The sequence below is a fragment of the Zoogloea sp. genome (genome assembly GCF_044344315.1).
Classification (GTDB): domain Bacteria; phylum Pseudomonadota; class Gammaproteobacteria; order Burkholderiales; family Rhodocyclaceae; genus Zoogloea.
This window is the reverse complement of record NZ_JBIJDC010000140.1, coordinates 1-11,531: the sequence shown is the minus strand read 5'-3', so window position 1 is coordinate 11,531 and position 11,531 is coordinate 1. Positions and strand designations below refer to the sequence as shown.

General features: G+C 62.4%; 14 protein-coding genes. 8 read left to right on the top strand and 6 right to left on the bottom strand.

Translation table 11 applies throughout. The annotated features are described in order from the left end of the window. Positions 1-126 precede the first annotated feature (126 nt). The 3 genes from ACIQ09_RS20360 to ACIQ09_RS20350 all read left to right on the top strand — a co-directional run bounded on the left by ACIQ09_RS20360 (position 127) and on the right by ACIQ09_RS20350 (position 2,006). On the top strand, positions 127-498 hold the full coding sequence (locus ACIQ09_RS20360) for a hypothetical protein (protein ID WP_398313946.1): 372 nt from the start codon (positions 127-129) through the stop codon (positions 496-498). Positions 499-633: 135 nt separating this feature from the next. After that, positions 634-1,179 carry a YaeQ family protein gene (locus ACIQ09_RS20355; protein WP_398313944.1) on the top strand — a complete coding sequence of 182 codons (546 nt, stop codon included), beginning with the start codon at positions 634-636 and terminating at the stop codon, positions 1,177-1,179. A gap of 110 nt (positions 1,180-1,289) precedes the next feature. Beyond that, a complete protein-coding gene (locus ACIQ09_RS20350) occupies positions 1,290-2,006 on the top strand; it encodes a superoxide dismutase (protein WP_398313942.1) in 717 nt (238 codons plus the stop codon). A gap of 16 nt (positions 2,007-2,022) precedes the next feature. Here ACIQ09_RS20350 and ACIQ09_RS20345 read toward each other — a convergent pair whose 3' ends face one another. The 6 genes from ACIQ09_RS20345 to ACIQ09_RS20320 are packed head-to-tail and all read right to left on the bottom strand — an operon-like array spanning position 2,023 to position 9,018. Further along, positions 2,023-3,936 carry an MFS transporter gene (locus tag ACIQ09_RS20345; RefSeq protein WP_398313940.1) on the bottom strand — a complete coding sequence of 638 codons (1,914 nt, stop codon included), beginning with the start codon at positions 3,934-3,936 and terminating at the stop codon, positions 2,023-2,025. Next, complete coding sequence (locus ACIQ09_RS20340) at positions 3,933-5,168, bottom strand: amidohydrolase family protein (protein ID WP_398313938.1); 1,236 nt, start codon at positions 5,166-5,168, stop codon at positions 3,933-3,935. Before ACIQ09_RS20340 ends, ACIQ09_RS20345 begins: the two co-directional genes overlap by 4 nt. Next, on the bottom strand, positions 5,165-5,713 hold the full coding sequence (gene rrtA / locus ACIQ09_RS20335; protein WP_398313936.1) for a rhombosortase: 549 nt from the start codon (positions 5,711-5,713) through the stop codon (positions 5,165-5,167). Before rrtA ends, ACIQ09_RS20340 begins: the two co-directional genes overlap by 4 nt. Beyond that, complete coding sequence (gene rhlP / locus ACIQ09_RS20330) at positions 5,703-6,530, bottom strand: rhombotarget lipoprotein (protein ID WP_398313934.1); 828 nt, start codon at positions 6,528-6,530, stop codon at positions 5,703-5,705. Before rhlP ends, rrtA begins: the two co-directional genes overlap by 11 nt. A 19-nt stretch (positions 6,531-6,549) precedes the next feature. After that, positions 6,550-8,688 carry a bifunctional acyl-ACP--phospholipid O-acyltransferase/long-chain-fatty-acid--ACP ligase gene (gene aas / locus ACIQ09_RS20325; RefSeq protein ID WP_398313932.1) on the bottom strand — a complete coding sequence of 713 codons (2,139 nt, stop codon included), beginning with the start codon at positions 8,686-8,688 and terminating at the stop codon, positions 6,550-6,552. Between the two features lie 18 nt (positions 8,689-8,706). Continuing rightward, entirely contained in the window at positions 8,707-9,018 is a 312-nt protein-coding gene (locus tag ACIQ09_RS20320) for an ArsR/SmtB family transcription factor (protein ID WP_398313930.1), read from the bottom strand. Between the two features lie 187 nt (positions 9,019-9,205). Between ACIQ09_RS20320 and ACIQ09_RS20315 the strand changes: the two genes are divergently transcribed. From ACIQ09_RS20315 to atpH, 5 genes are all read left to right on the top strand, one after another. Continuing rightward, a complete protein-coding gene (locus ACIQ09_RS20315) occupies positions 9,206-9,547 on the top strand; it encodes an ATP synthase subunit I (RefSeq protein WP_296407679.1) in 342 nt (113 codons plus the stop codon). Positions 9,548-9,549: 2 nt separating this feature from the next. After that, positions 9,550-10,383: a F0F1 ATP synthase subunit A gene (gene atpB, locus ACIQ09_RS20310; protein ID WP_398313928.1), complete on the top strand. Its 834-nt coding sequence runs from the start codon at positions 9,550-9,552 to the stop codon at positions 10,381-10,383. A 65-nt stretch (positions 10,384-10,448) separates the two neighbouring features. Further along, positions 10,449-10,694, top strand: coding sequence for a F0F1 ATP synthase subunit C (atpE, locus tag ACIQ09_RS20305; RefSeq protein ID WP_079434620.1), 246 nt, complete (start codon positions 10,449-10,451; stop codon positions 10,692-10,694). Positions 10,695-10,729: 35 nt separating this feature from the next. After that, the gene (locus tag ACIQ09_RS20300) at positions 10,730-11,203 is read left to right on the top strand and encodes a F0F1 ATP synthase subunit B (protein ID WP_398313925.1); all 474 of its coding nucleotides are present in this window, start codon (positions 10,730-10,732) and stop codon (positions 11,201-11,203) included. Between the two features lie 3 nt (positions 11,204-11,206). Further along, a partial coding sequence (gene atpH, locus ACIQ09_RS20295) for an ATP synthase F1 subunit delta (RefSeq protein WP_398313923.1) occupies positions 11,207-11,531 on the top strand: 325 nt, incomplete at its 3' end.

Genomic DNA, 11,531 nt, shown 5'->3' with positions numbered 1-11,531 from the left:
TTGCCTTTTGTTGCGGTCGTCATCCTTTTGTGGCCCGCGGCGTTGTATGCAGCATGTCTGCCAAGGCGGACGGAGTTTCACCCAAGGTTCAACCCTTTTGATAACCACCCAGCTGGAGAGTCATTCATGAATACCCGTTCCCTCGCCCTTGCCGCCCTCATCGCCCTTGGCCTGGCTGCCTGTTCCAAGAAGGAAGAAGCACCCGTTCCGGCTCCCGCACCCGTCGTTGACGCTGCCAAGGAAGCTGCCATGAAGGCTGAGGAGGCTGCCAAGCAGGCCGCCGAAGCCACCAAGGAAGCTGCCGGCGCCGCGAAGGAAGCTGGCAAGGAAGCCGTTGAGGCCACCAAGGAAGCCGGCAAGGAAGCTGTCGAAGCGACCAAGGATGCAGCCAAGGACGCCGTTTCCGCCGCCAAGGAAGCCGGTAAGGAAGCGGTTGCCGCTACCGCCGATGCTGCCAAGGATGCCGCTGACAAGGCCAAGACTGCTGTCGGCAAGTAAGCGCCAGCCAGTCAGTATGCGAACCGGGCCTTGTGCCCGGTTTTTCTTTTTACAGACGCAAAAAACGCCCCCTTTGGGGCAGCGACCTGCGCGGCGGTGACGCGTGGGGGCTTTCTTTACTGTCCGAGTCCTGCCATGGCCCTCAAATCCACCATCTTTCGTGCCACCCTCGCCGTCTCCGATCTGGATCGCGGCTACTTCGCCGAGCACAACCTGACCCTTGCCCGTCATCCGTCCGAGACCGATGAGCGCATGATGATCCGGGTGCTTGCGTTTGCCTTGAATGCGGATGAGCGGCTTGATTTCGGGCGTGGCATCTCCACGGACGACGAGCCGGCCTTGTGGCGCAAGGACGATACAGGTCGCATCCTGCAGTGGATTGAGGTCGGTCTGCCCGATGAGCGTTTGTTGCGACGGGCTGCCGGGCGAGCCGATGAGGTGATCGTGCTGACCTATGGTGGTCGCGTGGTGGATATCTGGTGGCAGAAGGATGTCGCTACCCTGGGTAAGCTGTCGAACCTTCGGGTGCTCGCCATTGCCCAGGAAGACTCCAAAGCCCTGGCGGCGCTGGCGGCGCGTTCCATGAACCTGACCTGCACCATTCAGGATGGGCAGATCTGGTTTTCCGCTGGTGACACGACCCTCAGCCTCAGCTTGCGCACCATCCATCCGGCTCCGTGATCGCGCGTTACAGTAAAGAATGACAAAAGCCTTGTGGAGTGGCGAATAATGCGTGGTCCGGCCCTGGACCTCAAGGTCGGAAAAATCGAACCCGACAGAGGAGAGTCCCCATGCAACGGCCCCTGCATTTTGTTTCCCCGGAGGGCGTCAGCCGGCGCCAGTTTCTCGGTACATCACTGGGTATCCTGAGCGCCACCGCCCTGGGTGGTCTGGCCCGGCCAGTCCATGCGGCCAGCCCGATCCTGCTTCCTGCCCTGCCTTGGGCCGACGCGGCCCTGGCGCCGGTAATCTCGGCCAATACCATCGGCTTCCATTACGGCAAGCACCACAAGGGCTATGTGGATAACCTGAACCGGCTGCTTGCCGGTTTGGATCTGGCCGACCTGCCCCTCGAGAAGATTGTTACGGCCACCGCTGGCAAGGCCGACAAGACCGCCATCTTCAACAATGCCGCGCAGATCTGGAACCATACTTTCTACTGGAACAGCCTGCGGCCGAATGGTGGTGGCGAACCCCCGGCGGCGTTGAAGAAACGGATCGAAGCCTCCTTCGGGAGTGTGGATGCCCTGAAGAAGGAGCTGGCAACAGCCGCGACGTCCCAGTTCGGTAGCGGCTGGGCCTGGTTGGTTGCCGACGGCGACAAGCTCAAGGTGATCAGGACCGCCAATGCCGATCTGCCCCAGACGGCCGGCCTCAAACCGCTGCTGACCATCGATGTGTGGGAGCACGCCTACTATCTGGACTACCAGAACCGCCGTGCCGACTACGTCAACGCGCTGATCGACAAGCTTATCAACTGGGAATTTGCCCTGCAGAACCTGGGTTGAGCGCGGCCGCGCCTGCTTACTTCCAGTCACCCCGCAAGCTTGCCACCTGCACCTGCAGGCCCGGCAGGCTGACGCTCTCTGGCGGAAGGGCGGGCCCCACCACCAGCTCGATGCGGTTGAACAGGCCGCGCCGCAGGGGTCGGCTCAGGGCCGGGCCATCCTTGCGTGAGAACATGCTGCCCCACAGCCCGCGCAGGGCCATGGGGACGACTGGCACCGGGTTGGCCTCCAGGATGCGGGCGATTCCGGGGCGGAAGGGACACAGCTCGCCATCGGCGGTGATCTTTCCTTCCGGAAAAAGGCCGATCAGCTCACCGGCAGCCAGGGCCGCAGAGACTTCCGCAAATGCAGCCTCCATCATTGCCGGGTCTTCCTTGGCCGGGGCGATGGGGATGGCGCGGCTATGACGGAAGACGAAGGACAGCACCGGCCAGCGAAAGATGCGGTGATCCATCACGAAGCGGATCGGCCGGCGTGAAGCTGCAGCGATCACCAGCGCATCGACGAAGCTCACATGGTTGCAGACGATCACGGCCGGCCCTTCGGCGGGGATGTGTTCGAGACCTTGGGTACGCAGGCGGTACACCGTGTGGACCAGCAGCCAGACGATGAAACGCAGCAGGAATTCCGGCACTAGCCGGTAGATGTAGAAGGCCACCGCTGCATTCATGATGGCGGCCACGCCGAACAGCATGGGCATGGACAGCCCGGTACCGAGCAGTGCACCGGCAACCAGGGCCCCAACCACCATGAACAGCGCATTGAGGATGTTGTTGGCAGCGATCACCCGCGCCCGATGCCCCGGCGCCGAGCGGCTCTGCATCATGGCGTAAAGAGGCACGATGAAGAAGCCACCGAACACCCCGAGCAGGGTCAGGGCCAGCAGCACCCGCAGCATGCCGGGCTGCGCCAGGACCTCAGCGATGGCCAGCGGTGCGTCGGCCGGAAGGGTACCCGGAGAAGCCAGGGCGATGTCGAGCCCGAACAGCGTGAGCCCGATGGAGCCGAAGGGCACCAGGCCGATCTCCACGTGGCCGCCGGAGAGCTTTTCGCACAGCAGCGAACCCAGGCCGATACCTACTGTGAAGGTGGCCAGCAGCAGGGTGACCGTGCCTTCTCCGCCACCCAGCACGCCCTTGGCGTAGGCCGGGAACTGGGCCAGGAACAGGGCACCGTAGAGCCAGAACCAGGAGATGCCGAGGATGGCCAGGAAGACCGGCCGGTTTTCCCGGGCGAAACCGATGTTGCGCCAGGTTTCGGTGAAGGGATTGGGGTTGATGCGCAGGCCCGGTTCCGGCGCTGGGGCCGGCGGTACGCCGCGGCTGGTGAGGTAGCCGGCAAACGCCACCAGGATGCCCCCGCCGGCAATCCACAGGTCACCGTGCGGGGCACCGGCAAGCAGGCCGCCGCACAGGGTTCCCAGCAAAATCGCCACAAAAGTGCCGGCCTCCACCAGCGCATTGCCCCCCACCAGCTCGTCCTCACGCAGATGCTGGGGGAGCAGGGCGTACTTGACCGGACCGAACAGGGTTGAATGGCAACCGAGCAGGAACAGGGCACTGAACAGCACTGTCAGGCTATGGACGAGGAAGCCGGCAAGGGCCACGACCATGATTCCAATCTCCAGCACCTTGACCAGGCGGGTCAGGCGGGCCTTGTCGTACTTGTCGGCAAGCTGGCCGGCTGTGGCAGAGAACAGGAAGAAGGGCAGGATGAAGATGCCGGCGGCCAGGTTGGCCAGCAGCGCCGGCGCAATCGTCGTCCAGCTGGCGGCCTGGAAGGTAAGCAGCACCACCAGGGCATTCTTGAACAGGTTGTCGTTGAAGGCGCCGAGAAACTGGGTCAGGAAGAAGGGGCGGAAACGCCTCTCCCGGAGCAGGTGAAACTGGGAGGGAGGGGCGTCCTTGGCGTGATCCGGCCGGGCACTCATGCAGGTTTCCGATCAAAGAAATGGCGTGTTTCGAAAACGCCGGGGGCGAAGTGCCGATGTCCCGAGCGCAGGTGGCGCTTGAGAACGAAATCAAAGAGCAGGGGATTGTGCTCGCGGAGGGTTTCCAGCACTGGCACGGCTGCCGGGTCGAGGAGCTTCTCGCGGGCCAGCTGGCGCGCCGACACCAGGGGCAGGATACCCGGCAGCGGGTAATCGGTACCGAAGAGCAGGCGTGGATGCCAGTCTTCCCGCTCGAGCAGGTGGCGGATGACGCCCAGATCACGATTGCGCAGGTTGATGGCCGAGATGTCGCCAAACAGCAGTCTGGCGTAGCGCTGTTCACCCATCAGGCGCGAGAACAGGCTGAAGCTGGATACCCGGGGGCCGTCGCGGCCCCAGTCTTCGTCCTGGTCTTCACCGAGGCTGGCGCAGTGGGCGATGACCACGCGCACCCCGTGATCGAGGGCCCGACGCAGTCGCAGGGGGTTGCCCCAGGCCGGCTGGCCGGCGCCATGTACGGCCTTCTCCTCGCCGGCATGGGTAATCAGTGGTATGTCGAGGCGCGCCAGGGCGGTGTAGAAGCGGTCGCAGGCAGGGGAGGCCGGATCGATGCCCATCGCCGGCGGCAACCATTTGACGGCTCGCGCGCCATCGTGGGCCGCGGCTTCCAGGGCCTCGACGCAATCCGGTCGGTAGGGATGAATGGAGCAGGCCCATTCGAAGTAGGCAGGGTGGGTCCGGGCCACATCCCGGGCATACGCATCGGGAATGTGGAAGGCGGTGAGTTCGGGGCGCGGCTGCCCGTGCTCATCATGGGTGCGCTCGAAGGCCAGCAGCATCAGCTTGAAGCCGGTGTGCATGCCGTCTGCCAGGTTGTGCAGGCGCTCCACGTAGCTCTGGTCCACCCGACCCGGGGTCTCGTGGGCGCAGCCGGCGTTGAGGTAGAAGAGCCGCTGGAAGTACTCCGTGGGGTGCAGGGGGCTGAGCATGCGCGGGGTGATGGTGACCCCGCTGCCCCCGTCACCGATACCGGCCAGGTGGGCGTGACAGTCCCACACCTGATCGGCATTGAGCCCCTGCCAGGCGGCGCGGACAACGTCATGCGAGGCGATCTCGGGCGGCAGGCTTGCCCGGCAGGGGTTCCACAGGGTGCGTCGGGCAAGGGCGGTACCACCCGCACCGAGCAGCGCTGCCGCTGCCGCGGCGCCAAGGATGAAGCGGCGGCGGTTCATGATGGGGACGCAGTTTTCCGGTCGAGGTGGAGAAAGCCTGCCCAAGCGGTCAATCCGAGAAGAAATCCGGCAAGGTGGGCCTGCCAGGTGGTGGCGATGCCCGCAGGCAGGAGCGGTGATGGGGTTCCGGAAATGGCGTCGAATGCCAGTTTTGCGCCCCAGGCCAGCGCCGCGACACGGCCGATCACGCCGCCATCGATTGCCACGCCGACTACCAGCACGGCGACAAGTCCGGACAGTCCGCGGTAAGTCTGCAGTTCGGGCAACAGGCTCAGCAGGGCCAGGGAGAGTAGCGGGGCGGCGAGGGGTAACAGTGCAAGCCAGCGCCGCAGGGGCTTTCCGGCGATCACCGTGAGTGCGGCGACGGCTGCGAGGTTGCCGACCAGATGCAGACTTGACCAATGGCACAACTGCCCGGTCCATAGGCGCCAGATTTCGCCACCTGCGATGGCACCGCGGTCAAACTGCATGCGCTCACCCGGCATCAGGTTGGCAAGGGCGAACAGGCTGATCAGCAGTGCCAGGAGCAGTCGCTCAGCCGGCACGCAGCCTCCGGGCCAGCGCAAATGTTGCGGCGAGTCCGAACAGGCCGAGCGCGGCCAGGTCCATGCTGCCACCCCCCCTGTACTCGGGCTTATGCACGATTTTTGCTACCTTCTGCTCCTTTACCCTGGTCCTGAAGGCTTCGAGCTGGGCATCAAGGCGTGGAATCATCTCGTCGATGGCTTGCTGGTAGCCTTCCGTTCGCGCTTCTCGGGAGGCTTCGGACAATTTGACCAGTGCCGAACTGCCCTTGATCTGACTTGTTCCAGGTGCGCGGAAGAGCATGTTGCGGCTCTTCACATCGAACACGGTGGCATCCACCAGGGTGCTCACGTCGTACTGGCTGCCATTGATCACATAGGCGCCGACGATGGTCCAGTACAGCAGGGACAGGCGGTTGCTGTCGCTGAACTGGACCTGATCGTAGGAAATCAGGGTCACCACGTCCACGTTGAACATCCGGGCGGCCTGCTCCAGGTTCTCGAAGCCTCCCTTCGGACGCAAGTAGGCCGTGGGGATGACCTCGATGGCGGAGATGTAGGGGCGGTTGGTAAAGGCGTCCTTGACCCGGCGCAGCAGGCGATCACGCTCCACCTCCGGCAGATCTGCATAACGGTCGCCAGGGACAAAGGCGATGCCGACCCGCAGGGGGAGGCTCAGTTCCGGCACGGTTGGCTTGAGTTCGGGTTGCTGGTTTTTCGGGTAGAGGTAGTCAACCACCATGCCGCGCTGGGCGTGGTTACCCCGTTCCCACCACATGGCACAGCCGGCCAACAGGGAAGATGCGAGAAGAATGGCGATGAGGGCTTTGTTGCGCATGGCTGTCCTTTCGGATGGCTCAGGCCTTTTCGGCCCACTGTTTGAGGGTGACGTAGTCGATCTTGCCGGTACCCAGCAGCGGAAGGGCATCGACAGTGATGATCCGGCGAGGTACGGCAATCTCGGGCCAGCCGCCGCTCCGGGCTGCAGCCTGGAGCTGCTCGCGATTCAGCGCCGGGTCGGTGGAGAACAGCAGGATGGTCTCTCCCCGGGCCGAATCCGGTTGGGTGGAGGCGGCATGGGCCGCCGCCGGCGATGCGGATGCCGCGAGTTTCTCGACGGCCTCAAGCGACACCATCTCACCAGCCACCTTGGCAAAGCGTTTGACCCGCCCGACGATTTTCACGAAGCCTTCGTCGCTGATGTCCACCACGTCGCCGGTCTCGTACCATCCGTCGCCGGCCGGCGATGCAGGCGGCTGGAGAACGCCGGGATTCTCGAAGCGCAGGTAGCCTGACATGAGGTTGGGACCCTTAACATGCAACATGCCGCCCGAGGTAATTCCGGGCACAGTTACCAGCTGGTACTGGATGCCCGGAAGGAACTGACCGACCGTTCCGCTTCGGAAGGCCATGGGGGTATTCACTGCAAGCACGGGGGCGGTTTCGGTGGCGCCATACCCTTCGAAGATGCGGATGCCGAATTTCTCGAACCACAGATCGCGCACGGGCGTGGCGAGCTTCTCGGCGCCGGCGATCACGTAGCGCAGGCGATAGAAATCGTAGGGGTGAGCGAACTTGGCGTAGTTGCCGAGAAAGGTACTGGTGCCAAGCAGCACCGTACAGTTGCGGTCGTAGGCCAGCTCGGGAATCACCCGGTAGTGAAGGGGCGAGGGGTAAAGAAAGACCCGTGCGCCGGACAGCACCGGCAGCAGGCCACCGGCCGTCAGGCCAAAGGAGTGGAACAGGGGAAGGGCGTTGAGGATCTTGTCATCAATGGAAAAGTCCACCACGGCGCGGATCTGCGCCACATTGGCCAGCAGCGCCCGGTGGGACAACACGACTCCTTTCGGCTTTCCCTCTGAGCCCGACGTAAACAGCACGACCGCCGCGTCCTCCGGCGAGCCGGCCGGAACGGCAAGCCGCGGAAAGGGCAGTGCCCACAGCAGCAGCCAGAGGGTATCGGTGAAACGCATCGTGGCGCGCAGATCTTCAAGATAGATCAGACGGACGCCCTGCAGGGCGGGGAGCTTGTCACCCAGCTTGGCCTGCTCGACAAAGGCCCGGGAGGTGACGATGCAGTGGATCCGGGCCGCGGTGATCGCCGCCTGCATGCCCTCCACCCCGGCCGTGTAATTGAGCATGGCCGCTGTACGCCCATGGGCCGAAAGCCCGAAGATCAGTCCCAGCGTCGGTGCCAGATTGGGCAGCAGCAGTCCGACCTTCTCGCCGTGCTCGCTTTCCCGGGCAACCAGTCGTCCGAGGGCCAGGGCCATCTTGATCAGATCGCGGTAGCTGTACTCGATCTGCTTAAGATCCTCCACCAGGGAATGGCTGTGCCCCTGGATGTCGGCTGCATCGAGCAGGGTGGTGAAGAGGGTCTGGTCCGGCCGGGTGGCGAAGATCATCTCCTGCATCAGGCGCCGCATGGCCTCGCCCGCCCGGCGCCGCCGATCGCGGGCGGTGGGCGCAACCGGCATGGGGATATGGGTGGTGGGCAGGATTGACAGGCTGATCCGCGGAAAGAGCCGGCGTGGAACGTGGGCCGCAAGTCGTGAAAAGTAGGTGCGGGCCGCGCCGTCGATCCGCACCGGGAGAATGGTCGCACCGGTCTTGGCAGCCACGAAGGCTGGACCGTCGTAAGTTTTCATCAGGCTGCCTGTGGTGGTGATGCGCCCTTCCGGAAAGATCACCACCGGCCTGCCATCTTCCAGCAGACGAATCACCTTCTTCATGGCCATCGGGCTGGTCGGATCCACGGCCAGGTAATCCACCAATGAGAGCAGGAGCCGGAAGGCAGGATTGCGCACTACCCCGGTATGTACGACGAAAACCGGATCAAGGGGCAGAAAGAGCCCGAGCAGCAGTCCATCCAGGAAGGATTCATGATTGGCGACGATGAGCAGCCGGCCGGTGCTGGCGGGCGGGTGACCATTCACCCGGACCCGGAACAGCAGGGAACTGAGCGCGCGCAGCAGCGCCTTGATGAGCAATCGCATGGAAGGGTCCGAAAAACGTCAGAGGTAAGTGTCGAGATAAGCGGAGACCTTGCTGAAGGCCTCCTGCAGGAAAGCCTTGTTCACCTTGAAATAGATCTCCTTGCCTTCCCTCTCGGAAATGAGGACACCGGATTCACGCAACACCTTGAGGTGATGGGAGACGGTGGACCTGGCAAGGGTGGACACCTCGGCGATCTGGCCGACATTGAGTCTCTCTCCCGCCTCGAAGGTGAGCAGGATGCGCTGTCGGTGCTCGTCGCCGAGGGCGGCGAACACTGCCGAAATGTCTCGCCATGCTTCGGGGATGGCCCGGGAGTAGTCGGTTTTCATGTCGATAATGATCGATATGTTTCCGGTATCTGTCAAGCATTGCCCTTCGGGATTGCGCTCATACGGATGACCTGTCCAATAATGCTGCAGCGCCGCGGCGATTGACTTTGATGCGGTTAACCCCTACCATCCACACGTTTTTCGTACGGCGGACGGCGCATTACCCGACGTGCCACGCAGAGAGCCAATGTTAAAAGCGGTATTCCTGCAGATAGGCGCGACGATCCTGGTGGCATTGGCTGCGGGATTGATTTCAGGGACGCGCGGTGCGTTGTCGGCGGCGTTGGGAGGCGCAGCCTGTGTTCTTCCCAATTTGTTGTTCGCCCTGCGCCTCAGCTTGGTTTCCAAGCGTCCGGCTGCGTCGTACCCGCTTGAGTTTTTTGTTGGCGAGTTCTTCAAGATCGCGTCAACCGTAGGATTGTTGGCGACCGTTCGACTCGTGTATCCAGACGTCCACTGGTTGGCGTTGTTTATAGGGTTGGTCGTGGCGCTGAAGGCGAATTTATTTGCATTTTTGGTGAAGACCTGACCATGAGCACTGGCACCGAAGCACACGCCCCTACCGCGGGCGAATACATTGTCCACCACCTCACCCACCTGAACTCCACCGGTCATGCGCAAACTGCGATCATCGACTGGAGCGTGTGGAACCTGGACACCCTCTTCTTCTCGATCAGCCTGGGTATCGTTACGCTGATGCTCCTGATCAAGGCTGCCAGCAAGGCAACCTCCGGCGTTCCCGGGCGGTTCCAGGCCGCCGTCGAGATCCTCGTCGAGATGGTTGCTGACCAGGCCAAGGGCATCGTGCATAGTGCCGAATCCCGCAAGTTTGTTGCTCCGGTGGCGCTGACCGTGTTCTTCTGGATCTTCCTGATGAACTCCATGGACTTCCTGCCGGTTGATCTGCTGCCGCGAATCGGGGAAATGTTCGGTCTGCACTACCTGCGTGTGGTGCCCACCGCCGACCTGAACGGCACTCTTGGCATGTCCATCGGCGTTCTGCTGATCTGCCTTTACTACAACATCAAAATCAAGGGCTTCGGTGGCTGGATTCATGAACTCTTCACCGCCCCCTTCGGCTCTCATCCGCTGCTGTACCCGATCAACTTCCTGATGCAGATGATCGAGTTCCTGGCCAAGACTGTGTCCCACGGCATGCGACTGTTCGGCAACATGTATGCTGGCGAGCTGGTGTTCATGCTGATCGCGCTGATGGGCGGTACTGCCACCGTGTTCGGTTTCCTCGGTCACATCGTTGCCGGTTCCATCTGGGCGGTCTTCCATATCCTGATCGTCGCTCTGCAGGCCTTCATCTTCATGATGCTGACCCTGGTGTATATCGGACAGGCCCACGAAAGCCACTAAGAAGTTTCAAGGTTTAAGCAGTCGTTTCGGTTTCAATTTAAATCATCTCAACTAAAGGAGTAGTCATGGAACACGTTCTCGGTTTTGTTGCTCTGGCCGCCGGTCTGATCATCGGTCTGGGTGCTATCGGCGCCTGTATCGGTATCGGCATCATGGGTAGCAAGTACCTGGAAGCATCCGCCCGTCAGCCCGAACTCATGAACGCCCTGCAGACCAAGATGTTCCTGCTGGCTGGTCTGATCGACGCTGCATTCCTGATCGGCGTCGGTATCGCCATGATGTTCGCGTTCGCCAACCCGTTCAAGATCTGAGTTTCGCGGTCCAACCTGACTAAAGGAAGACTACCGTGAATCTGAACGCAACCCTGGTAGCCCAGCTCGTTGTGTTCTTCATTCTGGCGTGGGTCACGATGAAATTCGTGTGGCCCCCCATTGTGAAGGCACTCGATGAGCGCGCGAAGAAGATCGCCGACGGGCTCGCGGCTGCGGACAAGGCGAAGAGCGATCTCGCTCATGCCGAGAAAAAAGTCGTTGAAGAACTGCGTAAGGCCCGTGAGTCCGCTACGGACGTTCGTGCCTCTGCTGAAAAGCAGGCTGCAGTGTTCATCGATGAAGCTCGCGCCGAAGCCGCCCGCATCATTGCCCAGGCCCGTGAAGCCGCCGAAGCCGAAGCTGGCGTCGCTGCCCAACGCGCCAAGGAAGCCCTGCGCGATCAGGTCGCCCAATTGGCTGTCGCCGGTGCCGAGAAGATTCTCCGCAAGGAAATCAATGCTCAGGCCCACGCCGACCTGCTGGCCAACCTGAAACAGGAACTTCAATAAGCCATGGCCGAGAATGTCACCATCGCACGCCCCTATGCTGAAGCGGCATTTCAGCTCGCTTCTGCGGGCAATGCGCTGGGGCCTTGGTCGGAAGCACTAGGTCGGCTGGCGTCCATCGCCGCCGATCCGCAAATGGGGGATTGCATCAGCGATCCCAAGCTCCAGCCTGCACAACTGGCCGGGCTTTTCCTCGATGTCGCCGGAACCGGACTGTCTGCTGAACAGCAGAACTATGTCCGTGTTCTGGTCGAAAACGAGCGTCTGCAAGTGCTTCCCGAGATCCGTGACCTGTTCGTTGCCCTCAAGAACGAACACGAAGGTGTCAAGG

Bases quoted from the DNA above. Each gene is read 5' to 3' on its own strand.
- ACIQ09_RS20360 (WP_398313946.1), top strand. From the start codon at position 127: ATGAATACCCGTTCCCTCGCCCTTGCCGCCCTCATCGCCCTTGGCCTG.
- ACIQ09_RS20355 (WP_398313944.1), top strand. From the start codon at position 634: ATGGCCCTCAAATCCACCATCTTTCGTGCCACCCTCGCCGTCTCCGAT.
- ACIQ09_RS20350 (WP_398313942.1), top strand. From the start codon at position 1,290: ATGCAACGGCCCCTGCATTTTGTTTCCCCGGAGGGCGTCAGCCGGCGC.
- ACIQ09_RS20345 (WP_398313940.1), bottom strand. From the start codon at position 3,936: ATGAGTGCCCGGCCGGATCACGCCAAGGACGCCCCTCCCTCCCAGTTT.
- ACIQ09_RS20340 (WP_398313938.1), bottom strand. From the start codon at position 5,168: ATGAACCGCCGCCGCTTCATCCTTGGCGCCGCGGCAGCGGCAGCGCTG.
- rhlP (WP_398313934.1), bottom strand. From the start codon at position 6,530: ATGCGCAACAAAGCCCTCATCGCCATTCTTCTCGCATCTTCCCTGTTG.
- aas (WP_398313932.1), bottom strand. From the start codon at position 8,688: ATGCGATTGCTCATCAAGGCGCTGCTGCGCGCGCTCAGTTCCCTGCTG.
- ACIQ09_RS20320 (WP_398313930.1), bottom strand. From the start codon at position 9,018: ATGAAAACCGACTACTCCCGGGCCATCCCCGAAGCATGGCGAGACATT.
- ACIQ09_RS20315 (WP_296407679.1), top strand. From the start codon at position 9,206: ATGTTAAAAGCGGTATTCCTGCAGATAGGCGCGACGATCCTGGTGGCA.
- atpB (WP_398313928.1), top strand. From the start codon at position 9,550: ATGAGCACTGGCACCGAAGCACACGCCCCTACCGCGGGCGAATACATT.
- atpE (WP_079434620.1), top strand. From the start codon at position 10,449: ATGGAACACGTTCTCGGTTTTGTTGCTCTGGCCGCCGGTCTGATCATC.